The following is a 26805-nucleotide window of genomic DNA, read 5'->3' as shown; positions in this document are numbered from 1 at the left end:
ATGTTCCGTGCACGCGCTGTCGTGCAGTGCAAGCATCGTGCCGCGGCAAGATCGCGTTTTCATGTCGCGAGCCACGGCGTCAATTGAACAAAGGAGTCGGGTGTGTCCATTCGTGTTGCATTGAACCATGTCACGCATTATCAATACGACCGGCTCGTCGGCCTGTCGCCGCAAGTCGTGCGTCTGCGGCCCGCGCCGCATTGCCGCACGCCGATCGTGTCATATTCGATGCGTGTCGAGCCTGACGATCATTTCATCAACTGGCAGCAGGATGCGTTCGCGAACTATCAGGCGCGCCTGGTTTTTCCCGAGAAAACGAGCGAATTCAAGGTGACGGTGGATCTCGTCGCCGAAATGGCGGTTTATAACCCGTTCGACTTCTTTCTCGAACCGGCCGCCCAGACGTTCCCGTTCAGCTATGCGCCCGAATTGCTGCACGATCTCGCGCCCTACATGGTCAAGCGCGAACCGACGCCGCGTTTTGCGGCATTCGTCGAAAGTATCGACCGGACGCCGCGCACGACCATCGATTTTTTCGTCGAACTCAATCAGCGCCTGGCGGACGAAATCCGCTATCTGATTCGCATGGAACCCGGTGTGCAGACGCCGGAGGAAACGCTCGAAAACGCGGCGGGCTCATGCCGCGATTCGGCCTGGCTGCTCGTCGAGACGCTGCGTCATCTCGGTCTGGCAGCCCGCTTCGTGTCGGGCTATCTCCTGCAACTCGCACCGGACGCCAAATCGCTCGACGGCCCGAGCGGCACGGAAGTCGACTTCACCGATTTGCACGCGTGGTGCGAAGTGTTCCTGCCGGGCGCGGGCTGGATCGGCTTCGATCCGACCTCGGGTTTGCTCGCGGGCGAAGGACATATTCCGGTCGCGTGCACGCCGGAGCCAGACAGCGCGGCGCCCGTCTCCGGCGCGGTCGAGAAGTGCGAAGTGGAATTCGTTCACACGATGTCGATCGAGCGCGTGCTCGAAACGCCGCGCGTGACGAAACCGTACAGCGAGCAGGACTGGAGCGCGGTGCTGCGCATGGGCGAGCAGGTGGACGCGCAGCTCAGCGCATCGGACGTGCGCCTGACAATGGGCGGCGAGCCGACTTACGTATCGGTGCGCGACCGCGACGAGCCCGAATGGAACACCGACGCGCTCGGCCCGACGAAGCGCGCCTACGCCGTATCACTGATGGACAAGCTGCGCGCGCAGTACGGCGTGAATGGCTTTCTGCACATCGGACAGGGGAAGTGGTATCCGGGCGAGCAATTGCCGCGCTGGGCGCTGTCGCTGTTCTGGCGCGCGGACGGGGAACCGTGCTGGCACGATCCCTCGCTTTTCGCGGATGAGCGGCAACCCGCGTCATACACGGCGGACGACGCCGCGCGCTTCATTCGCCATCTCGCGGGCAAGCTGTCTTTGAATGCAAAATTCATTGAACCGGCATACGAAGACACGTGGTACTACCTGTGGCGCGAGCGCCGCTTGCCGGTGAATGTCGATCCGTTCGATTCGCGCCTCGACGACGAGCTCGAACGCGCGCGCCTGCGCCGCGTGTTCGATGCGGGCCTGCCGTCCGTCACGGGCTATGCGCTGCCGATCGCGCGCGAGGATGACCCCGCGGCGGAGCCGGGCTGGGTGAGCGGGCCGTGGTTCTTCCGCGACGAGCGCATGTATCTGGTTCCCGGCGATTCGCCGATGGGCTATCGCCTGCCGCTCGACTCGCTGCCGTGGGTGTCGGAGGACGATTATCCCTGGCAGCACGCACACGATCCGTTCGGTCCGTCGGCGCCGTTGCGCACCGCGACTGAATTACGCATGCAATATGCGGATCTGGATGTTGCATCACGCATGCAAAATGCCGATGCGAGCGCGAGCGCGACCGCGACCGCGACCGCGAGCGCGACGCGATACGCGGGCACAGCGCCCGGCGCGTCGCGGGAGCGCGTGCCGGAGCGTGGCGAGTCGGCCAACTGGACCGCGCGCACGGCGGTATGCGTGGAGGCGCGCGACCCGGCGCGCGCGGCCGGTCCGCAAGCGGAAGCCGCTGCACTCGACAAGCACGGCAACGGCAACAAGCTCATGCACGTGTTCATGCCCCCGCTCGCCGCGCTCGATGACTATCTCGATCTCCTGGCCGCCGTCGAAGCGACCGCTGCCGACCTCGGCATTCCCGTGATCGTCGAAGGTTATCCGCCGCCTCGCGATGCGCGTCTGAAGATGCTCCAGGTGACGCCCGACCCTGGCGTGATCGAAGTCAACATTCATCCGGCGGCGAACTGGAACGACCTGGTCGAGCACACCGAGTTTCTCTACGGCGTGGCGCACGAGTCGTATCTGAGCCCCGAGAAGTTCATGCTCGACGGCCGCCACACCGGCACCGGCGGCGGCAATCACTTCGTGCTCGGCGGCGCGACGCCCGCCGACAGTCCGTTCCTGCGCCGCCCGGATCTGCTCGCGAGCCTGATCGCTTATTGGCATAACCATCCGTCCTTGTCGATGCTGTTTTCGGGGCTTTTCATCGGGCCGACGAGTCAGGCGCCGCGCGTCGACGAAGCGCGAAACGACCAGGTCTACGAGCTCGAGATAGCATTCGCCGAATTGCAGCGTCAACTCGACTTGCTCGGCGGACGCGGCAGTGCGACCGTCCCGCCGTGGCTCATCGACCGCATTCTGCGCAACGTCCTGATCGACGTGACGGGCAACACGCACCGCGCGGAGTTCTGCATCGACAAGCTGTATTCGCCCGATGGTCCGACAGGCCGTCTCGGCCTGCTGGAATTGCGCGGCTTCGAGATGCCGCCGCATGCGCGCATGAGTCTCGTGCAGCAATTGCTGTTGCGCGCGCTCGTTGCGCGATTCTGGGAGACGCCCTACACCGCGCGCCTCACGCGTTGGGGCACGGAAATACATGACCGCTTCATGCTCGGCACCTTCGTGCAGATGGACTTCGACGACGTGCTCGCCGAATTGCGCGACGCGGGCTTCGCATTCGAGCGAAGCTGGTTCGCGCCGCACTTCGAGTTCCGCTTTCCGCTCGTCGGCGCATACGATACGAACGGCATCGCGCTCACGATCCGCAACGCGCTGGAGCCGTGGCATGTGATGGGCGAAGAGGGGGCCATTGGCGGCACGGTGCGTTTTGTCGATTCATCGGTCGAACGTCTCGAGGTGCGCGTGCTCGGCCTGAACGGCAATCGTCATGTCGTGACCGTGAACGGCGAGGCGCTGCCGTTGCAACCGACGGGACGCGTGAGCGAATACGTCGCGGGCGTGCGTTTTCGCGCGTGGTCGCAGGCGGCGGCGCTGCATCCGACGATCGGCGTGCATGCGCCGCTCACATTCGATATCGTCGATACATGGACGGGACGCGCGATCGGCGGATGCCAGTATCACGTCGCGCATCCGGGCGGGCGCAACTACCAGACCTTCCCGGTGAATGCCTATGAAGCCGAAAGCCGCAGGCGCGCGCGCTTCTTCGCGACGGGTCATACGCCCGGCGCAATGCAGGTCGAAGCGCGCGAACGCAGCCTCGAATTTCCGTTCACGCTCGACCTGCGTTATCGTTGAAGCGCAAACATCATTCGAATAAAGACCGGGACGACCTTGGCTTATCAATCGACCTTGCCCTTCGACACCGCCGCGGCACGCATCGATGCGCTCGCTCTGCTGCGCACGCTGCCGGCGCGCGAGGGACATTGGGACGAGCTGCGCGATGCATCGGGCCAGTTGCGCGAACCCTGGCGGCACTTCTTCGAGCTGCTCGGCGAACAGGGCATCGCGCGCCTCGGCGATGGCGTGGCGGCCGTCGCACAGCAGGTGCGCGACAACGACATCACGTACAACGTCTATGCCGATAACGGCAAGCCGCGCGCGTGGTCGCTCGATCTGCTGCCGTTGATCATCGACGAGGACGAGTGGGCGGTCATCGAGCGCGGCGTCGCGCAGCGCGCGCGGCTGATGGAAGCGATCGTCGCCGACATCTACGGTCCACAAACGCTGCTGCATCGCGGACTGCTGCCGGGCGCGCTCGTGTTCGGGCATCCCGGCTATCTGCGCGCGATGAAGGGCTTCATGCCTCCCTTCGGCCGCTTCCTGCAGATCGTCGCGGTGGATCTCGCGCGTGCGCCATCGGGCGCATGGACGGTCATCGCGCATCGCACGGAAGTGCCTTCAGGGCTCGGGTATGTGCTCGAGAACCGCCTGATCGTCGCGAGCCTTTTCGCCGATCCGTTTCGCGCGATGCGCGTGAGCCGTCTCGCGCCGATCTATTCGCAACTCATCGCGACCATCGCGCAAGGCGCGCGCGAAACGATGCGCGATGACGAAGGCGGCCGCAGCGATGCATCGGGCGATGCGCCGCATATCGCGTTGCTGAGTCCCGGCCCATTCAGCGAAACGTGGTTCGAGCACGTGTTCCTTGCGCGCTATCTCGGCGTGACGCTCGTCGAAGGCAAGGATCTCACGGTGCGTCACGACAAGCTCTATCTGAAGACATTGGCTGGCCTGTCGCGCGTGCATGCAGTGTTGCGGCGTCTCGATGATGCGTTTTGCGATCCCGTCGAATTGCGCGCGGATTCGACCATCGGCGTACCGGGTCTTTTGCAGGTGATGCGCGCGGGCAACGTGATGGTGTCGAACGTGCCGGGCGCGGGCTTCACCGAATCGCCCGCGCTCAATGCGTTCTTGCCGGGCCTTGCAAAGACATTGCTCGATGAAGCGCTCGAATTGCCGACCGTGCCGACATGGTGGTGCGGCGAGGAAACCGCACGCCGCGAAGCCTTCGAGCGTCTCGACAGTGCGCTCATCGCGCCGACATGGCCGGGCGCGCAAGCAGATCAGGCGCCGGGTATCGATGCGGGCGTGCAGGAACTCGCGGCATGGCGTGAGCGCATCGAACGCGCGCCGGATGTTTTCACGGTGCAGGAGAATCTGCCTTTCTCCACGACGCCGCGTTTTCATGACGGCGCGCTCGGCTCGCGTCCCTGCGTGTTGCGCGCCTATGCGATCGCCAATATCGACGGAAGCTGGAGCGTGTTGCCCGGCGGCTTCACACGGCTCGCAGCCGACAAGCGCGCGACGGTGTCGATGCAATTCGGCGGCAGCAGCGTCGATACATGGGTGATGTCGAGTCAGGCCGGCGGCGGCGTATCGTTGCGCCCCGCGCCGATGAAGCCCGGCGATTTGCGCAAGCATCGGATCGTATCGAGCCGCGCCGCGGAAAATCTCTTCTGGGCAGGACGTTATGGCGAGCGCGCCGAAAACAACGTGCGCCTGTGCCGTCTCCTGCTCGGCATGCTCGATGGCAGCGACGCCGAAGCGCTCTTTCCTACGCTCACCGAACTCGCCTCGCAATGCGGACTGATTGAATCGGCCGATACGCTCGCGCACGCGACGCCGCAAGCATTCGAGCGCGCGCTCGTCGCGGGGTTGCCGGAATCGAGCTTGGCGACGAGCATCGGCGGCAATCTCGCGGATCAGGCGCGCGCATGCGGCGAGATACGCGACCGTTTGTCGACGGATCACTGGCGCACGATTCTCGCATCGCGCAACGACTTCCGCGATGCACTCGCGCGCGTTGCATTCGCCGATGCCGAAGTGGAAGGCGTGGTCCGCATCGGCCGCGATTACGATCGCCTGATGCTCGCGGGCGCGCTCGAACATCTCGCCACGCAACTGTGCGCGATCAGCGGCGCGCAGGGCGATCGCATGACGCGCGACGAAGCGTGGCGGCTTCTGTTCATCGGCCGGCATATCGAACGTGTCTCGACGATGGCCACGATTCTGCGTGTCGTCGCGGAGCGCGGCACACTCGCATCGTCCGCGGCCTTCGACCTGTTATTGCAGCTCTTCGACAGCACGCTCACGTATCGGTCGCTGTATCCCGGCAGACTCGAAGTGCCCGCGCTGATCGATCTGATCGTCGTCGATCAAACCAATCCGCGCGGGTTGTACGGCGTGTACGCGCGCCTGCGCACGAAACTCGACGAGATCGCGGCGGCGGCGGGCGGCGCGCGCCGCGCTCAAGCGATGCGTTTCGCGGATCTGCTCGTTCACGCCGATGCGTTGCCGGACCTCACCGCGCTTTGTGAAGCGCGCGAAGATGGCCGCTGCGACGCATTGATCGCGCTGTGCGACCGGCTCGTCGCATCGGTCGGCGCGGCATCGAACGAAGTGAGCGCGCGCTATTTCAGCCATGCGAACACGCTGGCCGCGCAGGTGACGTCATGAGGATGACACCATGAGTCCGAGTGCGAACGACACCGTGCTCGCGGTCACGCATCGCACGACGTATCGCTACTCGACACCCGTCGAGATCGCTCAGCATCTCGCGACCATCCGTCCGCTGCATTGCCCGTGGCAGCAGGTGATCTCGCATACGGAACGCATCGAGCCGGTGCCGTCGTACGTGCATAGCCGTGTCGATGCATTCGGCAACGACGTGCTGTACTTTTCGCTCGATGCACCGCATGAACGCCTCTCGATGACGAGCGAGACCACGGTGCGCCTGACCCCGCGCTGGCGTTCGCTCGACGCTGGCGCGACGCCGCCCTGGGAAGAAGTCGCGCAACGGTTGCGCTATCGCGCGGGCGGATCGTTTCATCCGGAAAGCGAGTTTTGCTACGCATCGCCCAACGTCTCGCTCGATCATGAATTGCGCGACTATGCACAATCGAGTTTCAATAAAGGCACGCCGCTCGTTGCAGGCGCTATCGATCTGATGCATCGCATTCATGCGGATTTCGAATACCGGCCTTCGGTCACCGCGTTCGATACGCCCGCGTCGCGCGCGTTCGATCTGCGTCATGGCGTGTGTCAGGATTTCTCGCAGGTGATGATCGGTTGCCTGCGTGCGCTTGGGCTTCCGGCGCGTTACGTGAGCGGCTATTTGCGCAACGATCCGCCGCCGGGACATGCGCGTCTGATCGGCGCGGACGCGTCGCATGCGTGGGTGTCGGTGCATTGCCCGCAAAGCGGATGGATCGATCTCGATCCGACCAATGACGTGCTCGCGGATCTGGATCACGTCACGCTCGCGACAGGGCGCGATTACAGCGATGTGTCATTGCTGCGGGGGATGATCCTCGGGGGTGGGGCGCATCATGTCGATGTCGCGGTGAATGTGCTGGCGCTTTGAGCATCACACAGCGCGCCGCGCGATCCTGCGTTAATGTTCAGGGTTTGGTCGCTCATGCGCGGAGCGCATGCCCTTTCATTCTGCAAGGAGATCCACCCGATGGAATACGTGAAACTCGGCTCGACCGGTCTCGACGTGTCGCGTTTGTGTCTTGGCTGCATGACCTATGGCGCGTCCGATCGCGGCACGCATCCCTGGACGCTCGATGAGGAAAAGAGCCGTCCGCTCATCAGGCAAGCGCTGGAAGCGGGCATCAATTTCTTCGACACGGCCAATACCTATTCCGACGGCACATCGGAGGAAATCGTCGGCCGTGCGTTGCGCGATTTCACGAAGCGCGACGACATCGTGATCGCGACGAAGGTGTTCAATCGCATGCGTCCCGGCCCGAACGGCGCGGGACTATCGCGCAAGGCGATCTTCAACGAGATCGATAACAGCCTGAAGCGTCTCGGCACCGATTGCGTCGATCTGTACCAGATTCATCGATGGGATTACAGGACGCCGATCGAGGAAACGCTCGAAGCGCTGCATGATGTCGTGAAGGCGGGCAAGGCGCGGTATATCGGCGCATCGTCGATGTATGCGTGGCAGTTCAGCAAGGCGCTTTACACGTCGCGCGCGAATGGCTGGACCGAGTTCAGGACGATGCAGAACCATCTGAATCTGCTGTATCGCGAGGAAGAGCGCGAGATGATGCCGCTGTGCAAGGATCAGGGCATCGGCATGCTGCCGTGGAGCCCGCTCGCGCGCGGCCGTCTCACGCGCGACTGGGATACGACGAGCGCGCGACAGGAATCCGACGCCTTCGGCAGCACGCTGTATCGCACCGACGACGCGGATCGCGCCGTGGTCGAAGCCGTCGCCGCGGTGGCGCAGGCGCGCGGCGTGCCGCGTGCGCAGGTCGCGCTCGCGTGGGTCGCGCAAAAGGCGCCGGTCACCGCGCCGATCGTCGGTGCATCGAAGCCGAATCATCTGAGCGATGCGGTCGCGGCGCTATCGCTGAATCTCACGGCGGAGGAGATCGCGCAGCTCGAAGCGCCGTATGTGCCGCATGCGGTTTCCGGCTTCAAGTGATGACGCATCGAACGCCGGCACGCACGCGGCTCACAACTGCGATTCGATCGGCAGAAGGCCGAGCATCCAGATGCCCGCGCGTTTGAATGCAGACACGTCCGGCTCCGTGTCGAGCACGGTCGTGTCGCCGTTTGCAGCGGTATCGATCCACACCATGCGCGTGCCGCCATTGCCGTCATCGCGCAGTTCGACACGCCACGCGATACGATCGATATTGCTCCCGATGCCATCCGCCACTTGCGCGGCCGCGGCCTCGCTCTCGCAATACACGCCTATCTCCGTGTTCAACTCGACCGAGCGCGGATCGAGATTCATCGAGCCGATGAAGATGCGCTTGCGATCGAACACATAAGTCTTCGCATGCAGCGACGCCTTCGATGATCCGAACGTCGACTTCTTCGTGGTCTTGTCGTTATCGGGCGATGCGATGGGTTTCAGCTCATACAGGTTCACGCCCGCTTCGAGCATATCCCGGCGATAGCGCTGATAGCCCGCATGCACCGCCGCGACATCGGTGGCGGCGAGCGAATTCGTCAGCACGGTGACGCGCACGCCACGCGATGTCATCGAGCGCAGCCATTGCACGCCTTCCTTGCGCGGCACGAAGTATGGCGACACGATCAGCATGTCCTTCTCGGGCGCGAGATTCAGGGCCCTGAATTGCGACATCAGATGCCCTTCCGTGTCGCCGGGCGCGCGGGTGATTTTCGCGGGATCGTCGTAGAGCAGGGTGGCCTTGCCCCACGAGAATGCGGTGTCGTGCGCACGAATCACATCGGCGAGGCGTTCGCGCACTTGCGCGACATAAGGCGAGTGCTGCTCCGACAACAAGTACGCGTCGAGCTTCTTGCGATAGTCCGCGAGCGCGTCGGGATCGGCATGACGTCCCATCAGATTCTCGATGGGATATGCCGCATCCGAGTTCCAGTACAGGTCGAATGCGGTGGATACCTCGCGCACGACAGGCCCATGCACGAGCACATCGAGATCGCCGAACGAGACCGTGCTCGACGCACCGAAATATTCGTCGCCGATATTGCGTCCACCCAGAATCGCAGCCTCGTTGTCCGCGATGAACGCCTTGTTGTGCATGCGCCGGTTCACGCGAAAGAACTCGACCGCGGACCCGAGTGTCTTGAACGTGCGGCTCGCGACCGGATTGAAGAGACGCACTTGCACGTTCGGATGCGATGTGAGCGCGAGCAGGAACTGATCGTCGGCATTGGTGCCGAGATCGTCGAGCAAGAGGCGCACGCGCACGCCGCGATCGGCGGCGCGCATGATGGATGCGGCCATCTCGCGGCCCGTCAGATCGCCATGCCAGATGTAGTACTGGAGATCGAGCGTGCGCTCCGCGCGCTCGCTCAGGATCACGCGCGCGATGAGCGCGTCCATGCCGTCGACGAGCAAGTGAAACGCGTTGTCGCCGGGATGCGCGGCTTCGCTCGATGCGAACGCCATGCCGAGGCGCGTGTTCGCGGTATCGGTCAAGGCGTGAGTCTGCATGCGTCCGCTTTGCGGGGGAAGGCTCGCGCAAGCCGTCATCAGCAGCGTCAATGCAATGAACCAGCTACGCAGTCTCATCGTGTGCTCTCCGTGCGGCAGGTGCGGCGCTAAGGCATGCTCTTCTCGCGACGCGACCCTTCACGCAATCGCGCCCGCACGAAACTGACATGCTCACGCAGGACGTAGAGCGCATCGGCATGGGCGAGCGGAAGCCTGAGCGTGTCGAGCGATTCCTCGATGTAGTCGAGCTCGACGAGCAGCGCGCGCCGCTCCTCTTCGTTCGTGACGCGCATGGCGCTGCGTTCCACCGCGATGAGCGCGCCGTAATAGCGATAGATCCGCGAGCGCACGCGCCATCGATACATCGCGGGCACGAGACGCAGCGCCGGAAAGATCAGCACCGCGACGGGCAGCAACAGCAAGAGCGCGCGATCCGCGATGTTCGCGAGCCAGAACGGCAGCATGCGATACAGGAAGCTCTTGCCCGAGCGGTAATAACGGCTTGCGTCCTCGCTGATCGGAAACTCGTGCGCGACAGGCGTTGGAAACTGTCCCGCGCGTTGCAGCAGGCCGGCCGTGCCGTGCACTTCCTGCGCGGCCTCGATGAGCAGATCGGACAGCGCCGGATGCAGGCTTTGCCGCGCGACCAGTTCGACCGTCGGGCCAATCAGATGCACCGTCTCGGGCGGAATGCGCCGGCCGAGATCGAGCACGCCGGGCGGCAATTCGATCTCGTCGAGATACGGGAAAAGGCGCGTGTAGGCGCGCGCTTCCCTGAAGTCCATCGCCGAGATTCCGGGCACGTGCAGCAGGCGCAGCATCAGGCCGCGCGTGGCCGAATCGCCGGAAAGAAACACCGCGTCGGCTTCGTTGCTGACGAGCTGGGTAGCGGCTTGCAGGCCATCGGTGGGAAGCAGTTGCGTTTGGTCGCCCGGATAGATGCCGTTCGCCGCCAGGAGCTTCAGCGACAGCATGCGCGTGCCGCTACCCTCGCGGCCTATCGCGATGCGCTTGCCTTCGAGTTGCGACAGCAGCGTGAGCCCCTTGCCGCGATAGAACACGACGAGCGGCACATACGACACGCTTCCGAGCGACATCAGTTGCGACGCCTGTTCCTTCGTCGCGATGCCGCCCTGCACGAGCGCGAGATCGACATGCTGTTTCGGATCGAGCAGGCGTTCGAGGTTCTGCACCGAGCCATCCGAAGGCAGCACCTTCAGCGTGATGCCATTGCGCGCGAGAATCTTCGCGTATTCCTGCGAGATGACATAGAACGAGCTGTCGGTCTGTCCCGCGCTCATCGTGATGGTCCGGGGCGGCGCGGGATCGACGAGCCAGTACACGAGCGCGACGATGATCGCAATGATCAGCACGACCGGACCGGCGGTCCACGTGATGTCGTGCAGGACGCCTTTGGCATGATCGCGAGGCAGATGCGGGCGCTTCATGCGATCCCTCATCATGAGCGGAGGGTCTTGACTGCCTGCGTGTCGCGAAAGACATGGAGCATGTCGTGCCTGTGCCGGAAGCCGCGTTGACTGGCAGTGTAACGCCGTATGCCGAATAAACGACAAGGCCGGCGCGCAGGCGGCCGGCCTTTCGATTCCGATGATGCCCGTTCAGATCCAGTGCGCGGGCACCCACACTGCGCCGACGAAGTGGCCCGGAACCCAGATCGCGCGACGCGGCACGACGTAGACGGTCTTGACGGGCGGCGGGGGCGGCGCGGCGTACACGGTCTTCACGGGCGGCTTCGGCGCGACATACACGGTCTTGGCGGGCACCGGCGCGACATAGACCGTCTTCGCGGGCGGCGGCGGGGGCGGCGTCACCACGACAGTCGACGAGGGCGGCGGCGGCGTCACCACGACCGTCGACGGAGCCGGAGGCGGCGCGACCACCACGGTCGCCGAAGGCGGCGGGGGCGGCGGCACGACCACCGGCGCCGCGATCACCGTGGTACCCGTGACGACCGGCGCCGTCGCGACCGCGACCGTCGTGCTCGATGTCACCGTGCTGCCGCCGCCGATGACCGTCGTGCTGTGCGAGCCGTTGGTGACCGTCGCGCTGCCCGACGTGGTGACCACGCCCGGCGCCACGCTCGTCGCGCTGCCCGCATGCGTCACGGTCCTGCCGTTCGCCGTGTTGACCGTGCCCGAGCGGTTGCACGTGTAGCCCCCGCAATTCGTCGATGCCGAGTGCGTCGACGTGTTGCCGTTCGGCCCCGTCACCGAGCCCGACGAGTTGTACTGGCCGGGCGCCGTGCGCGTCACGGTATCGCTGCCGGTCGCGGTCTTGCCGTTCGGGCCGGTCGCGCTGCCGGTGTGCGAGCAGCTGCCGCCTGCGCAGCTCGTGTCGCCCGCATGCTGCACGGAGCGGCCGTTCGGGCCGTAGGCCGTGCCGGAGTTGGAGAACTGGCCCGGCGCGGTGCGCGTCACGGTGCCGGAGTTGGTGGCGACGCGGCCCCAGGGATTTTCGACACCGCCCGCATGCGAGCAACTGCCGCCGCCGCACGAGCCGACATGCGCGCCCTGGTATTCGCCGCGACCCGTGTAGGCCGTGCCGCCGCGCGCCCAGCCGGCGAACGCGGAACTGCTGCAGAGCGTGAGGGCGGCCGCCGCTGCGATCACGAGCAGATGACGCGTGCGGCGCTTGCCGGAAGCCGCGTCGGAGGAAGACGCAACGCGGACGTTTGAAGCGAAAGTCGATTCGTTTTTCACGGGATGTCCTTCTCGGTTCCTTAGGCCACGTTGCGTTTCGTGTGGCGACGGAAGTGACTATAAATAAACGTCCGGGCGAAGTCCCGCGGCAACTTATTTCAAGTCATGTCACGTGCGTAATGCCTTGCGGCATAAGGTGCTGCGGGACGTGTGCGACATGAATCGGCGCATTGCGTCACACTCATGGCTTCGCTCCCAGGGTCATTCCTCACAACAAACGACACCACCATGCCCACCACGTCTACTCCGATCAAAGTCGCCGTCCTCGACGACTATCAGAACGTCGCGCTTTCGATGGCCGACTGGTCGCCGCTCGCCGGGCGCGCCGACATCACCGTGTTCAATGATCACGTCGCCGGGCGCGACGCGTTGCTCGAACGCCTGCGCCCGTTCGATATCGTCTGCGCGATGCGCGAGCGCACGCCGTTCCCGCGCGACATCATCGAGAGCCTGCCGAATCTCAAGCTGATCGCATCGACAGGCGCGGCGAATGCATCGATCGATCTGGATGCGGCCGCAGCACGCGGCGTCGAGGTGCGGCACACGGGCTACCAGTCGACGCCGACGATCGAGTTCACATGGGCGCTGATTCTCGCGATGATGCGTCATGTTCCCGCCGAAAACCGCTCGCTCAGAGACGGCGGCTGGCAGACCGCGCTCGGCGCCGAACTGGCCGGCAAGACGCTCGGGCTGCTCGGTCTCGGGCGCGTGGGATCGGCGGTCGGCGTGATCGGCCGAGCGTTTCGCATGAACGTGATCGCGTGGAGCCAGAACCTCACACGCGAGCGCGCGGAAGAAAAGGGCGTGGAGCTCGTCGATAAAGACACGCTCTTCAACACCTCCGACGTGCTCTCGATTCATTTGCGTCTCAGCGAGCGCACCCATCATCTCGTCGGTGCGAACGAGCTCGCGCAGATGAAGCCGACGAGCCGTCTCGTGAACACATCGCGCGGGCCTCTCGTCGACAGCGCCGCGCTCGTCGATGCATTGCGCTCGGGCAAACTCGCGGGCGCGGCCCTCGACGTGTACGACGAAGAACCGCTCGCCGCGAACGATCCGCTGCGTTCGCTGCCGAACGTGCTCGCGACGCCGCATATCGGTTATGTGTCGGAGGAGTTGTATCGCACCTTCTATGGCGATACGGTGCGCAACATCGTCGAATGGCTGGATGCGCGCAAGGCCTGAGTCACTTCGGAGACAGCAAAGAAAACAGCGTCTCGATGGCCGTGCTCGCGCGGCGCTTGCCGTCCGGACGTCCCATGGCGAGATCCATGACCGCAAGCCCAACGACGAGCGCGTGCACCATCGCAACATGCTCCTTCGTGACGACGAGGCCCATAGCTTCGAGCATGCGCGTGATGCGCACGGCGACGCCTTCGGCCAGTTCGCGAAACAGGTTGCGAATGGTCGGCTCTTCGTCGGCGGCTTGCGCGAGCGCCATCAGCACGCGCGTGTTTTCATGGCGCATCGCGACGTTGGCGATGGATGCCGCCGTGACCTTGGGCGACGCTTCGCCCGCGAAGGCATCGACGGCGGCAAGCTGGCCATCGATCGCGGCGCGCGCAACGGCTTCGATCAATGCGAGGCGCGTGGGGAAATAATAGGTCAGGTGGCTTTGGCGCATGCCCGCTCGCGCCGCCACGCGCGGTTGTGTAAAGCCCGAATACCCTTCTTCACGCAATGTATCGAGCGCGGCTTCGAGTATGGTCTGTCGGCGATCCTGCACGAGGCGCAATCCGTGATTTGGTTGATTTACCAACCTTAGCCTGCGCCATGCATCGCGTCAACCTGAAGGCGGCTGCGGGTTATGCGCGGGATTGGTGTCGAACTTGCGGATATCCAGGATCGCATCGCTGCCGAGTGATCGGAGATCGGCTTCGAGTGCATCGGCAAGCGCCTTGTCATAGACTTCGTCGCCATTCACGTAGAGCGTGAACGCTTCGAGATATTTGGCTTTTTTCGCGGGATTCTCGATGGTTTCGCGCGTCCATCGATATAGCGGATAACGCTCGATGCCATCGCGCTCCGCTTGCGCCACGTAATCGGCGAACGCGTCGTACTGGCATTTCATCAGAGCATCGTGCCTGATGAGCAGCGCGTTGATCGCCGCGAGCTTTTCATTCGACGGGTCGCGACGCGCCAATACCGCATGGTCGGGCGCGAGCCGGATTCGAATCTGGTATTGCCACGATTCGGTCATGATGTCCTTTCAGCTTTGAAAGAGATGAAAACACGGGCGTGCGTATCGGGCGATTCATGCACTACACTTCCTCTCGCATCGCGAAGCAGGCCGGCCATCGACGTTCATCATTGCAGGCGACGAACAAGAGGAGGGTAACGATGAGTCTTCGACATTCGATGTATTGCCCATGTTGCGACACCGCGCCGGGCAGTGCAAGCCGGCGCGCGTTTCTCGCGCTCGCGGGCCAGGGCGCTGCCGCGCTCGCGCTTTTTCCGCAGCTCGCATATGCCGACAGCGACGTGCCGTCCATTCCCTACGACTCCGTTCCCGATCCCGTGCGCCTGCCGCGCGACGTGTATTTCGGCGAATGCTCCGGCGTCGCGCTCAATTCGGCGGGGCATATCTTCGTGCTTTCGCGCGGCAATACGACCGGTCCCGCTTATGGCGCGGCCGCGGCCCAGTTGCTCGAATTCGATCGCAATGGGCGTTTCGTGCGCGAGATCGGCCATAACCTGTATGCGTGGTCGTTCGCGCATACGGTGAAGGTGGATCGGCAGGACAACGTCTGGGTCACGGATAAGGGCTCGGACATGATCATCAAGTTCACGCCGGAAGGGCGCGTCGCGATGGTATTCGGCCGCAAGCAGGAAGCATCGGACGAAGAGACCGCGCCGCTCAAGCATCCGAATCCGCCATTGCCTTCCGAGCCCGGGCGCTTTCGTCAGGTGACCGATGTCGCGTGGGATGCGGCGGGCAATACCTATATCAGCGATGGCTATATCAACTCGCGCGTCGCGAAGGTCGACCGCGACGGAAACTGGCTGAAATCATGGGGTGAGCGCGGCAAGGGGCCGGGACAGTTTCATACGCCGCACAGCATCGCCGTCGATGCGAACGGCATGGTCTATGTCGCCGATCGCAGCAATCGCCGCATTCAGGTTTTCGATGGCGAAGGCAATTTCCAGCGTCAATTCACGATCGACGTGCCCGTGCCGCCCGATGCGCGTCCGGCTATCGGCAATATGCCCGATGAAGCCGCGATTGCAGCGGGCACGTTCGCACCGGGTTCGCCTTGGGCCATTTGCATATCGCCGGGACCGAATCAGGTTTTGTATTGCTCCGATGCGTTTCCCGGACGCATCTACAAGCTATCGCTCGATGGCAAGCTGCTCGGCGTGCTCGGGCGGTCCGGCAAACAGTTGAAGCAGTTCGGATGGATTCATGAAATGGCGTGTCCGGCCGAGAATACGTTGTACGTCGCCGAGTTGCTCAACTGGCGCGTGCAAAAGCTCGTGCTGCATGCGTGATCCATATCACTTGGGCGCGGCCTTCGCCCGCATCGACATGATCGGCCTGGGCTGTGCATCGCAACGATTCTCGCGCCACGAACGCAGCGTATCGAGCGCGACCGAATTGCGCACATAGCGATGCCATACGAACGCGAGATCGAAGATCAGAATCGCGAGCCACCACCCATACAGAAAGAACGCGCCGCCCAGCACGACGGGCCATAGCGGCTTGCCCGCCAGATCGCCCCAGAGCCGCACACCGACGATCAGCGCCATCATCAGCGCACCGAGCGTGACGAGCACACGCCGGCCGATACGCGGCTTGCGTGGCGCGAGCCAGCCGCTTATCGCGCATACGAGCGCGGCGAGCACGAAGACCGCTTTGCCGACGACGGGATCGGCGACATCGCGATGCAGCAGATCCGCAAACGGGCTCGCGAGAAACGCGGCCACGCCGCTGATCAATACGAACCAGAAGATCGCTGCACCCGCGACGAACGCGAGCAGCGCCACGATGCGCCAGCGCAGCCACGCACTCGTGCGTTTCGCGCCGCGCGCTTTCACGAGACGCGGAAGCCGCGCTGCGACCGTCGTGCCCATCAACAGGCAGGCGAGCGCGAACACCGAGCGCGTGAGATAGATGAACTCGGGCGTGGTGCTCGTTCCGCCCGCGCCGGAATCAGACGACGCCGTGACCGCCTTGTAGATGAAGAACACCGCGAGCAGATGCAGCGCGAAGCTCAGCAGATAGGGAATCGCCGTGCCGATAGTGCTGCGAAAACGCCTGTTTTGCGGGGCTTTTGCGGTGTTTCCGCCGAACACGACGTTTTCGATGAAGTGACCGAAGACCTCGTCATCGGTCCAATAGTCGGTGTGCGCCTTGCCGGGCAGCCAGTAGCGCGAAAAGCCGATGTCATGCGACGGCTCGAATTCGAACGCACGGCAGCCGCGATGATCGAGATAGGCGCGCGCGGTATCGAGCGCGAAGCCCACGGGGTCGCCGTAGTCGTAGTAGTTGCGCCACCTGATGCGCGAGGGCAGCGTCATCGGGCCGCCGGGGCGCTCGACCTGCGTGACTGCGTCGCCTTGCAGTTCGCTTTTCAGCGCCATGCCTTCCCATAGCTTCGGCCACAACAGGATGTGCTTGTCGATCGGCGAGCCGATGGTCATGAAGCCGCGCAAGCTTTGCACCCAGTCCGTGCTGATGACGTCGTTGCTGTCTTTCGGATTGTGCACCGTCGGCGCGGAAAGGGCCTGCAAAATGCCGAGAAAACTGATCACGGTGCCTTCGCTGTGCGCGACGATATACACCTCGGGAGCGCACTGGCAGCGCGCGGTGACGAGTGCGACGAGCCGCTCCATCACGCGATGAAAACGAAATACGATCGTGTCGCGATGCTGCTTGAAATCCGCGACGAGCTGCACGTCGCCGACATAGTCGCGCAGCATCGGCGCGAGATCGAACTTGAAGATGCCGGCTTTCTCCGCGACCGCGAGCAGGCTTTGCATGACGGCCACGGTCTCGACGATCTCCTCGACGACACCGGACGCCAGCGAGAAATCGTCGGGTTCGAGCTTGCGTTCGTCGACGTTGAGCATGTATGCCGCTTGCGCGCGGCTCACGATCGAGAGGCCCCACGCCTTGCTTTCTTCGAGCGTGTCGTCCTGCTTCACGACTTCGCGCGGAATGTCGGCCCAATACACTTCGGCGAATCCGAGCGCGGAATAGAACTCGCGCTGTTCCGGCGTGTAAGGACCGCCCGGTGGAAGATCGAGTTGACGCACGTCCACTTCGCCGACGCCCGCGATATCGAAATAACCGAGCGGCATGACCGGCAACGGCGGGTCGTAGCGCGCACCGAACTGGCTCGCCACCGACCGCACCGTGTCGCTATGCAACTGATTGCCGATGCCATGTATCGCGACGACGATCTTCTGCACGCGCGGTGCGATCGGCACATCGGGCGTGGGTGCCGCTTGCGCGTCGGGGGATGATGCGTTCATGAGCGTCTCCCGCTTCTTCATGTCTCGACCGTTGCGCGCTGTGCTTGTTCCTGCATCCGCGCCTCAAGCCGCTCGATGCAGATTAGTTCATTTTTGAGCCGGCGGAACGAAATGATCGCCCGAAGGCGTTCAGCATGTGCCGATGGCATTTTGCATGCGTGATCTTGCATGCAAGATGCACGCACGGTCGAATGCATGCAATATCAGCCGCCGCGCGCAAGCCCGGTTTCCATCGCCACGCCGTTCCACAGGTGCATCGCCGCGTAAGCGCGCCACGGACGCCAGCGTTCGGTGCGAGCGCGCTGCTGCGCAGGCTTGGCGAGCGACGGGTCGCGCCGCGCTATCGATTGCATGAGGACGAGATCGGCGTCGGGCCACGCGTCGGAATCGCGCAGGGCACGCATCGCGACATAGCCGACGGTCCACGGCCCGATGCCCGGCATCGCGAGCATCTCGCGTTTGACGAACTCGGGATCGGCGCCCGGTTCATCGAGCGGCAGCGCGCCCGTCGCGACCGCCTGTGCAAAGCGCCGCACGGTCTCAATGCGCTTCGTCGGCATGCCTATCTTGTCCAGATCGGCGGCGGCGAGTTCGGCGGGCGTCGGAAAGCGCCATGCGGTGCCTTCGTGCGGATGGCCTTCGATCCTTCTGCCCGCGCGCTGCACGATGCGGTTCATGATCGTCGACGCGCCTTTCACGCTCACCTGTTGCCCGACGATGGTCCGCACCACGAGCTCGAAGCCGGACCACGCGCCCGGCACGCGCAGGCCGGGCGCGGCTTCCACGAGCGGTGCGAGCACCGGATCGCCGGCGAGGCAGCGGGCGATCTCGCGCGGATCGGCGTGCAGGTCGAACATGCGCGCGATCGGCGCGGCGAGTTCGTCCGCATGGCGCGCCACGGCGCCCTCGACGCTCACGACGAGCCGATGCTTGCGTTCGTGCTGCCGGACTTCGACGGTGCCGTCCGCGCCGCGCCATTCAATGGCGCGCCGATACACCCCGTCCTCGACCGACTCGACACCCGCCGATGCGCGCCCGCCGATGAATTTGAGCATGCGCGCCCAGTCGAAAGGCCGCCGGAAGGGAAGCTCGAGCGTGGCGGTCGATGTGTCGAATGTCGAATGCATTTTGAATGCCGATTTGCGCGATGGTCGAATGCATGCCGATCTTACTCCGGCAGGCGCTCATTCCTCGCTAAGTCTCGGCGGCCACAATGCCTCACATAGGCAGCAGGTAACCAGCAGCAATAGTCAATATCACAAGGAGCCGGACATGAACGTCTTCTCGATCAGCATCGTCGCCATCGTCATCGTCGCCGCGCTGGCGGCCGTCGCGCCGGTCACGCGCTATACGCAGCACGAGTTCGCCGTTTTGAGCGCGCATGTGGCAAACACGCGCGGCCAGGTTCGGATCGGCGCGGGAAGCGGACTCACGGCTTGAGCGACGCGCCCGGATCAGGGACGTTGCGCCAGTTCCATCGAGCGCGCGTTGAGCAAGCGCTTGAACTCGGGATCCTGCGAAAGCAGGTGGCGCGCGCTCGCGACCAGTTGCGGGCTGCGGTCCCATTGATCGGAGCGCACGACGCAGCGCGCAAGCGAATCGGCGTAAACGGGATCGATGCTCTCGCGGTCATGCACCGCGGTGAGCCGGGCGATGCGGGCCTTCTCGTCGTGCGTCAGTTCGCGTGCGAGGCAATCGACTGTCGCGCGGTCCATTGCGGCCTGCGAAGTGTCGAAGTCCGGTGAGTGATAGAAAGAAAACCCCGCGATGACGAGCACCGCGCCGAGCGCGGTGCCTACCCTTCGAATCTTGTTCATTGTCTCCCCCGATCGAAGGCTCTGACGCCTTACTTTCGGGGGAAATGAGCGATCGTACTATTCGCTAGCGCTCATCCTGCGGCGACTTGTTCGCCGCGCGCTTTTTTGGCGTGTCGGGTTTCACCGTGAATAAAGTGCGCTCGGCGAGCACCGCATCGCGCTTGGACAGCAAGTGCTTGCGCAGGATGTCGCCCATGCGCCTGGCATCGCGGGTTTCGAGCGCCTCGATCATCTCTTCGTGGTCGCGAATGGCGCTGTCCCACTTCGGCGTCTGAAAGTTGGAGCGGAAGCGCAGCGCCATCAGACGCCGGTTGATCGAAATGTAGGTCTGGCGTAGCGCCGTATTGCGCGCGGCCTCGTTGATCTTGTCGTGAATCGCCTGATTGCGGCTGTAGTAGCCGGAGAGGTCGTTTTGCGCGCGACACGCGAGCATCGCGTAATGCAGCGCTTTGATCTCGGCGATCTCGATCGGCGTAATGCGCTCGCACGCCAGCTCGCCGGAGAACGCTTCGAGTCCGCTCATCAGTTCGAACATCTCACGGATTTCGAACTCGCTCATCTGCGATACCGACGCGCCACGGTTCGGCGAGATATCGATCAGGCCTTCAGCGGCCAACACCTTCAGCGCCTCACGCAGCGGCGTGCGTGAAATGCCGAGCGTCTCGCACAGCTTGCGCTCGTTGAGCTTCACGCCGGGCGCGAGCAAGCCCTCGACGATGAAGCCGCGCAGATGATCGACGACGGTGTCATGCAGACGAAGCCGCTCCAGCTTCGGCAGCGCGGACGAAACGTGTGCTTCTGGCAAATCGGGATTTTGCATTCAATACCTCGAATTCGTTTTCTGCAATTTTAGCCCAGCGCTTGTGGAAAAAACCGCCAGCGGGTTATCCCTAGGCCATTCGGACTATGTATTCCTTTACGCGTCCGGTTCGCTGCGTTATTGTATTTTGCATGCAAAATTACATTATAGAGGACGCGGACCTATGCTGAAGCTCGACTCTCATCCTGCTGGCCGTCACTTCCTGCAGATCCCGGGGCCGAGCCCGGTGCCCGATCGCATCCTGCGGGCGATGAGTTATCCGACGATCGACCACCGCGGCCCGGAGTTCGGCGCGCTGGGCCTGAAAGTGCTCGACGGCATCAAGAAGATCTTCAAGACGGGTCAGCCGGTGGTGATCTATCCGGCATCGGGCACGGGTGCATGGGAGGCGGCGCTTTGCAACACCTTGAGTCCCGGCGACACGGTGCTCATGTACGAGACCGGCCACTTCGCGACGCTGTGGAAGAAGATGGCGGAGAGCCTCGGACTGAAGCCCGAGTTTCTGGGCATGCCCGGCATCGAAGGATGGCGGCGCGGCGTGCAGGCCGACATGATCGAGAAGCGCCTTCGGGACGACACGCAGCACACGATCAAGGCCGTGTGCGTCGTGCATAACGAAACGTCGACGGGCGTGACCTCCGATATCGCCGCGGTGCGGCGCGCCGTCGACGCCGCGGCGCATCCCGCGCTGCTGATGGTCGACACGATCTCGGGTCTCGCATCCGCCGACTATCGTCATGACGAATGGGGCGTCGACGTGACCGTTTCCGGCTCGCAGAAGGGCTTGATGCTGCCGCCGGGGATCAGCTTCAACGCGGTATCGGAGAAAGCGCGCGAGGCATCGAAACATGCAAGGCTGCCGCGCGCGTTCTGGGACTGGGCCGACATCATCGAGATGAACAAGCAGGGCTACTGGCCGTACACGCCGAATACGAACCTGCTTTACGGCCTGTCGGAAGCGCTCGACATGATTCTGGGCGAAGGGCTCGACAACGTGTTCGCGCGCCATCAGCGGCTCGCGGCTGCGTGCCGCGCGGCGGTCGCCGCGTGGGGACTCGAGATCCAATGCGCGGACCCGTCCGTCTATTCGCCGGTGCTCACGGGCGTGATGACGCCCGAAGGCGTCGATGCCGATGCCGTGCGCAAGCTCATTTACGAACACTTCGACATGTCGCTCGGCACGGGGCTCGGCAAGCTGAAGGGCCGCATGTTCCGCATCGGGCATCTGGGCGATTGCAACGACCTCACGCTGATGGCCGCGCTTACCGGCTGTGAAATGGGCCTGAAGCTCGCGGGCATCGAGTTGAAGGGCAGCGGTGTCGCCGCGGCGATGGACTATCTGACCAGCCATGTCGCGAAGCCCGCGCTGAAGGCGGCGGCATGAGCGCCGCATTCGACGCCAACGCGCTCGCAGGGCTTTTCGTCGAGGCGCGCGCGCATCGCGCGAAGCTCGACGCCTTGCCCGAAGGCGCGCGCCCCGATGGCCCGATTCAGGGCGCACCGCTTCCCGCCGATGGCATGCATAAGCACGGCGATCGGCGTGATCGAGGGTTTGCCTGCCGTCGAATTGCATAACGCATAACGCATAACGCATTCATAAGGCCAGGTCCGCACGACATTCCGGCACTCACCCGACAGCGACGATGCTCAATTCCCCTACAGACCGGCTCGTCAAGCCGATTCATCTGATGCCCGCTTCCGCGCGTGCGCGGCTCGCGTCCACGCCGACGCCGCTGCAGGCGCGCTTGCAGCGCGAACTGAAGGGCGATGTGTTGTTCGATCGCGCATCGCGCGGGCGCTACGCCACCGATGCATCGATCTATCAGATCATGCCGCTCGGCGTCGTCGTGCCGAAAGATCAAGACGACTTGCGCCTCGCGTTGCAGATCGCACGCGATAGCCATGCAAGCGTGCTTGCGCGCGGCGCGGGCACGAGCCAGTGCGGGCAGACGACGGGCGAGGCGCTCGTCATCGACACGACCAAGTGGCTCAACAACATCGTTCGCTTCGACAAGGACGCGCGCACGGTGACGGTCGAGCCGGGCGTCGTGCTCGATCATCTGAACGCGTGGCTCAAGCCGCATGGCCTGTGGTTTCCGGTGGATGTGTCGACGAGCGCGCAATGCACCATCGGCGGCATGGCGGGCAACAACTCGTGCGGCTCGCGCTCGATGGAATACGGGATCATGGTGCATAACGTCGAGGCGATCGAAGCGATCCTCGCCGATGGTCACGAAGCCGCTTTCGGCAGGCTCTCGACCATGACGATAGAAGCGCGCACGCGCGATCTCGTCGACGGAATTCGCAGCATTGCGATGCGCGAACAGCAGGAAATGCGCGAGCGCATACCGAAGGTGCTGCGGCGCGTGGCCGGCTACAACCTCGATCTATTCGATTGTCAGAGTCCGCTTGCTTTCAGCGCCGACGGTGAGCCCAATCTCGCCAATCTGCTCGTCGGATCGGAGGGCACGCTCGCATTCAGCCGTCAACTGACGTTGAAGCTCGCACCGCTGCCCGCGCACAAGACGCTGGGCGTCGTGAACTTCCCGAGCTTCTACGATGCGATGGAGATGACGCAGCACATCGTGAAGCTCGGACCCGTCGCGGTGGAACTGGTCGATCGCACGATGATTGATCTCGCGATGTCGAATCCGGCTTTCAAACCCGTCATCGAAAAAGCGCTGGTCGGCCGGCCGCAAGCGGTGTTGCTCGTCGAATTCGCGGGCGCGGATCGCGACGCACAAGTCGCGAAGCTCGCGCAGCTCGTCGAACTGATGGACGATCTCGGCTTGCCTGGCTCCGTCGTGCAGATGCCCGGCGCCGGTGCGCAAAAGGCGCTGTGGGACGTGCGCAAGGCGGGCCTGAACATCATGATGAGCATGAAGGGCGATGGCAAGCCGGTGTCCTTCATCGAAGACTGCGCGGTGCCGCTCGAACATCTCGCCGAATACACGAGCCGTCTCACCGAAGTTTTCAGGAAGCACGGAACGGAAGGAACGTGGTACGCGCATGCGAGCGTGGGCACGCTGCATGTACGGCCGATTCTCGACATGCGCCGCGACGGGGCCATCAAGATGCGCGCGATCGCAGAAGAGGCGGCCGCGATGGTGCGCGAATACAAGGGCGCATTCTCGGGCGAACACGGCGATGGTCTGTGCCGCGGCGAATGGGTCGCATGGCAGTACGGTCCGCGCATCAACGAGGCGTTTCGGGATATCAAGCAGCTCTTCGATCCCGAGAACCAGTTGAGCCCGGATCGCATCGTCGCGCCGCCGAAGATGGACGATGCGAGCAACTTCCGCTTTCCGCCTTCGTATCGCGAACGCGCATTGACGCCGCGTCTCGACTGGTCCGCATGGAACGTCACGCGCGATCCGCTGACGGGCGAAGAGGGCTCGCCTGGCTCGGGCGGCGATCTGTCGGGCGGACTCGCGAAAGCGGTCGAGATGTGCAACAACAACGGCCATTGCCGCAAGTTCGATGCGGGCACGATGTGCCCGAGCTATCGCATCACGAAGGACGAGCAGCATCTCACGCGTGGCCGCGCGAATACGTTGCGGCTGGCGTTGTCGGGACAGTTGGGCGATGACGGCCTCGCCAGTCGGGACGTGAAGGACGTGCTCGATCTGTGCGTATCGTGCAAGGGCTGCAAGCGCGATTGTCCGACGGGCGTCGATATGGCGCGCATCAAGATCGAGGCGCGCGCCGCGTGGACAGCGCGTCACGGCGTGCGCCTGCGCGAGCGACTGATCGCTTTTCTGCCGCGTTACGCGCCGTATGCTAGCCGCATGCCGGCTTTGTCGAAAGCAATCGAAGAAAGCATGCCAGACGTCGCACGTTGGCTCAAGACGAAGATCGGCCTCGCGCCGCAACGCGCGTTGCCACGCTTCACGAAGCCTTTTCTGCAAGGCGCGCAGAGCAAGCCATCAGCATCGCTAAGCAATGAAGTGTTGCTCTTCGTCGACACCTTCAACAACTACATGGAGCCCGACAACGCGCGTGCGGCGAAGCGCGTGCTGGAAGCCGCGGGCTACACGGTTCATCTCAACGTGAAGGCGGGGGAGCGGCCCCTATGTTGCGGGCGCACGTTCCTCTCCGCCGGTCTCGTCGATGAAGCAAAGGCCGAAGCGCGCCGCGCGCTCGATGCGCTCATGCCTTATGTCGAACGCGGTGTGGCGATCGTCGGACTGGAGCCGTCGTGCCTGCTTTCCTTGCGCGACGAGTTCCTCGGTTATGGCTATGGCGATGCCGCTAAACAGCTCGCGAAGGCATCGTTTCTCTTCGAGGAATTCCTCGTGCGAGAAGAGGCGGCAGGGCGATTGAAACTTAAGCTCAAGGCGCTCGATCGATCGAATGCGATGTTGCACGGACATTGCCATCAGAAAGCGTTCGATGCCGTGCGTCCCGTCGAGAAAGTGCTCGGCTGGATACCCGGCCTCGACGTAAAGACGATCGAGTCATCGTGCTGCGGCATGGCCGGCAGCTTCGGCTATGAAGCGGAGCATTACGACGCATCGCAGGCAATGGCGGAGCTGTCGCTGCTGCCGGCCGTGCGCGCGGCGCGCGATGCGCTGATCGTCGCTGACGGCACGAGTTGCCGTCATCAGATCGCGGATGGCGCGCAAAGGGAAGCGCTGCATGTCGCACGTGTGCTCGACATGGCGCTCGATGCAAAGGACTGACGACAGCGAGACGAGAGATTTTCTTTCAACGATGCAAAACAGCGGACAGTGACGAGCCGCGACCAGGAGACAAGCCAATGACATCACCGCGCAAACCACGCATCCGCAAGCTGCGCCGCCGAACGCAATAGCGCGCCTATCGAGCCGCAACCTTCATCCGACGTACCCAAGCGAAGTTCCGCATGCCGTGACATCCGGCGCCATTCCACGATGAAGGCGTCGGCCCGCGCACGCGGTTACCAAGGAGACGATGATGTTCCGTCGAGCCACCACGCGCGTTTTGCTGCTGCTATGCGCGATGTATTTCATCACCTATATCGACCGGGTCAATGTCAGTACCGCGGCGAGTCAGTTCGGCGTCGAACTCGGCCTCTCGCACACGCAGGTCGGTTTCGTGTTTTCCGCATTCGCGTATCCGTATCTCGTGTTTCAGATCATCGGCGGATGGGTGGGCGACCGCTTCGGGCCGCGCCGCACGCTCACGCTGTGCGCGATCATCTGGGCGGGCGCCACGGTGCTGACCGGTCTCGCGGGCGGCTTCGCTTCGCTGATCGTCGCGCGCGTGCTGCTCGGGCTCGGTGAAGGCGCGACCTTCCCGACCGCGACGCGCGCAATGTCCAACTGGATGCCCGCGGACCAGCGCGGCTTTGCACAAGGCATTACGCATGCAGCATCACGGATCGGCAATGCGGTGGCGCCGCCGCTCATCGTCTGGCTCATGGTTGCGACGAGCTGGCGCGGCGCGTTCGTCATCACCGGGATCATCAGCTTCCTGTGGGCGTTGGCGTGGGTGTTCTACTTCCGCGACAATCCGCGCGATCATCCGCGCATTACGGAAACCGAATGCGCGACGCTCGCGACTTACTCGGGCGTGAAGCAACGCACGCCCGTGCCGTGGCGCACGCTGCTCGGGCGGATGGCGCCCGTCACCGCGGTGTACTTCTGCTACGGCTGGGTGCTGTGGCTCTTTCTCGGCTGGATCCCGCAGTACTTCCTGCACAACTATCACATGCAGCTCGGCAAGTCGGCGCTGTTCGCTTCGGGCGTGTTCTTCGCGGGCGTGCTCGGCGACTGGCTCGGCGGCTCGGTGACGGACCGCATCCTCAGAAAGAGCGGCAACGTGCGCCTCGCGCGCAACGTGATGGTGGGCGTGTGCATGGCGCTGACGCTGCTGTCGCTCGCGCCGATCATGCTGATCTCCGATATCTCGATCGGGCTCGTGGCCGTGTGCCTGTCGGCCGGCTTCTTCTTCAACGAGATGACGATTGGCCCGATGTGGTCCGTGCCGATGGATATCGCGCCGAAGCATGCGGGCACCGCGTCCGGCATCATGAATTCCGGCTCGGCGCTCGCGGCGATCATCAGTCCGGTACTGGGCGGCTGGCTCATCGACCGCACCGGCAACTGGAACCTGCCATTCACGGTGTCGATGATCCTGATGGCGGTCGGCATCATCCTCTCGTTCACGATGCGCCCGGACCGCGCGCTCGAAGAGGAAAAGGACAAGGGAAAAGACGACCCGGCGCCCGCGCGCAAGTTCGTCTGATCGTGCAAGCACGGCGGTTCGATGCAT

At 63.8% G+C, this 26805-nt stretch carries 20 protein-coding genes; 11 read left to right on the top strand and 9 right to left on the bottom strand.

Annotation, left to right across the window (positions count from 1 at the left end):
* The first annotated feature begins 102 nt into the window (after positions 1–102).
* The 4 genes from AWB75_RS04735 (at position 103) to AWB75_RS04720 (ending at position 8212) form a co-directional block, all read left to right on the top strand.
* Complete coding sequence (locus AWB75_RS04735; protein ID WP_061122913.1) at positions 103–3567, top strand: transglutaminase family protein; 3465 nt, start codon at positions 103–105, stop codon at positions 3565–3567.
* A 36-nt stretch (positions 3568–3603) separates the two neighbouring features.
* Positions 3604–6228: a circularly permuted type 2 ATP-grasp protein gene (locus tag AWB75_RS04730; RefSeq protein WP_061122912.1), complete on the top strand. Its 2625-nt coding sequence runs from the start codon at positions 3604–3606 to the stop codon at positions 6226–6228.
* A gap of 10 nt (positions 6229–6238) precedes the next feature.
* Positions 6239–7135 carry a transglutaminase family protein gene (locus AWB75_RS04725; protein ID WP_061122911.1) on the top strand — a complete coding sequence of 299 codons (897 nt, stop codon included), beginning with the start codon at positions 6239–6241 and terminating at the stop codon, positions 7133–7135.
* A gap of 99 nt (positions 7136–7234) precedes the next feature.
* Positions 7235–8212: an aldo/keto reductase gene (locus AWB75_RS04720; RefSeq protein ID WP_061122910.1), complete on the top strand. Its 978-nt coding sequence runs from the start codon at positions 7235–7237 to the stop codon at positions 8210–8212.
* Positions 8213–8242: 30 nt separating this feature from the next.
* Here the strand turns inward: AWB75_RS04720 and AWB75_RS04715 are convergent, their stop codons facing one another.
* From AWB75_RS04715 to AWB75_RS04705, 3 genes are all read right to left on the bottom strand, one after another.
* Positions 8243–9796, bottom strand: coding sequence for a phospholipase D family protein (locus AWB75_RS04715; RefSeq protein WP_061122909.1), 1554 nt, complete (start codon positions 9794–9796; stop codon positions 8243–8245).
* A 29-nt stretch (positions 9797–9825) separates the two neighbouring features.
* Positions 9826–11166, bottom strand: coding sequence for a TAXI family TRAP transporter solute-binding subunit (locus tag AWB75_RS04710; protein ID WP_407642120.1), 1341 nt, complete (start codon positions 11164–11166; stop codon positions 9826–9828).
* A 171-nt stretch (positions 11167–11337) separates the two neighbouring features.
* The gene (locus tag AWB75_RS04705) at positions 11338–12438 is read right to left on the bottom strand and encodes a hypothetical protein (RefSeq protein WP_061122907.1); all 1101 of its coding nucleotides are present in this window, start codon (positions 12436–12438) and stop codon (positions 11338–11340) included.
* Positions 12439–12666: 228 nt separating this feature from the next.
* Here AWB75_RS04705 and AWB75_RS04700 point away from each other — a divergent pair, with 228 nt between their 5' ends.
* Complete coding sequence (locus tag AWB75_RS04700) at positions 12667–13623, top strand: D-2-hydroxyacid dehydrogenase family protein (protein ID WP_061122906.1); 957 nt, start codon at positions 12667–12669, stop codon at positions 13621–13623.
* Position 13624: 1 nt separating this feature from the next.
* Here AWB75_RS04700 and AWB75_RS04695 read toward each other — a convergent pair whose 3' ends face one another.
* Together AWB75_RS04695 and AWB75_RS04690 are read right to left on the bottom strand one after the other, a co-directional pair.
* Complete coding sequence (locus AWB75_RS04695) at positions 13625–14164, bottom strand: TetR/AcrR family transcriptional regulator (protein WP_061123050.1); 540 nt, start codon at positions 14162–14164, stop codon at positions 13625–13627.
* 57 nt (positions 14165–14221) lie between these two features.
* Entirely contained in the window at positions 14222–14638 is a 417-nt protein-coding gene (locus AWB75_RS04690) for a hypothetical protein (protein WP_061122905.1), read from the bottom strand.
* Between the two features lie 140 nt (positions 14639–14778).
* Here AWB75_RS04690 and AWB75_RS04685 point away from each other — a divergent pair, with 140 nt between their 5' ends.
* Positions 14779–15927, top strand: coding sequence for a peptidyl-alpha-hydroxyglycine alpha-amidating lyase family protein (locus AWB75_RS04685; RefSeq protein WP_061122904.1), 1149 nt, complete (start codon positions 14779–14781; stop codon positions 15925–15927).
* 6 nt (positions 15928–15933) lie between these two features.
* Here AWB75_RS04685 and AWB75_RS04680 read toward each other — a convergent pair whose 3' ends face one another.
* Positions 15934–17913 (bottom strand): ABC transporter permease family protein, encoded by a 1980-nt coding sequence (locus AWB75_RS04680; RefSeq protein WP_061123049.1) that lies wholly within the window; start codon positions 17911–17913, stop codon positions 15934–15936.
* Positions 17914–18116: 203 nt separating this feature from the next.
* Complete coding sequence (locus AWB75_RS04675; protein ID WP_061122903.1) at positions 18117–19040, bottom strand: DNA-3-methyladenine glycosylase family protein; 924 nt, start codon at positions 19038–19040, stop codon at positions 18117–18119.
* A gap of 145 nt (positions 19041–19185) precedes the next feature.
* On the opposite strand from AWB75_RS04675, the gene AWB75_RS38025 reads away from it, so the two are divergent.
* Complete coding sequence (locus AWB75_RS38025) at positions 19186–19353, top strand: hypothetical protein (RefSeq protein WP_200822921.1); 168 nt, start codon at positions 19186–19188, stop codon at positions 19351–19353.
* A gap of 14 nt (positions 19354–19367) precedes the next feature.
* Here AWB75_RS38025 and AWB75_RS04670 read toward each other — a convergent pair whose 3' ends face one another.
* On the bottom strand, positions 19368–19730 hold the full coding sequence (locus AWB75_RS04670; protein ID WP_061122902.1) for a hypothetical protein: 363 nt from the start codon (positions 19728–19730) through the stop codon (positions 19368–19370).
* A gap of 64 nt (positions 19731–19794) precedes the next feature.
* The gene (locus AWB75_RS04665) at positions 19795–20550 is read right to left on the bottom strand and encodes a GntR family transcriptional regulator (protein ID WP_061122901.1); all 756 of its coding nucleotides are present in this window, start codon (positions 20548–20550) and stop codon (positions 19795–19797) included.
* A 163-nt stretch (positions 20551–20713) separates the two neighbouring features.
* Here AWB75_RS04665 and AWB75_RS04660 point away from each other — a divergent pair, with 163 nt between their 5' ends.
* From AWB75_RS04660 to AWB75_RS04645, 4 genes are all read left to right on the top strand, one after another.
* Positions 20714–21934, top strand: a complete 1221-nt coding sequence (locus AWB75_RS04660) for a pyridoxal-phosphate-dependent aminotransferase family protein (RefSeq protein ID WP_061122900.1) — start codon at positions 20714–20716, stop codon at positions 21932–21934.
* Positions 21931–22125 (top strand): hypothetical protein, encoded by a 195-nt coding sequence (locus AWB75_RS04655; RefSeq protein ID WP_061122899.1) that lies wholly within the window; start codon positions 21931–21933, stop codon positions 22123–22125. Before AWB75_RS04660 ends, AWB75_RS04655 begins: the two co-directional genes overlap by 4 nt.
* 68 nt (positions 22126–22193) lie before the next feature.
* Positions 22194–25232: an FAD-binding and (Fe-S)-binding domain-containing protein gene (locus tag AWB75_RS04650; RefSeq protein ID WP_061122898.1), complete on the top strand. Its 3039-nt coding sequence runs from the start codon at positions 22194–22196 to the stop codon at positions 25230–25232.
* A 250-nt stretch (positions 25233–25482) separates the two neighbouring features.
* Positions 25483–26778, top strand: coding sequence for an MFS transporter (locus tag AWB75_RS04645; protein WP_061122897.1), 1296 nt, complete (start codon positions 25483–25485; stop codon positions 26776–26778).
* The last annotated feature ends 27 nt before the right edge of the window (positions 26779–26805 follow it).

This window comes from Caballeronia catudaia (assembly GCF_001544755.2).
In the GTDB taxonomy this organism is placed as follows: Bacteria; Pseudomonadota; Gammaproteobacteria; order Burkholderiales; family Burkholderiaceae; genus Caballeronia; species Caballeronia catudaia.
Note: the sequence above shows the minus strand (reverse complement) of the source record. Positions and strands in the feature narration are given on the sequence as shown.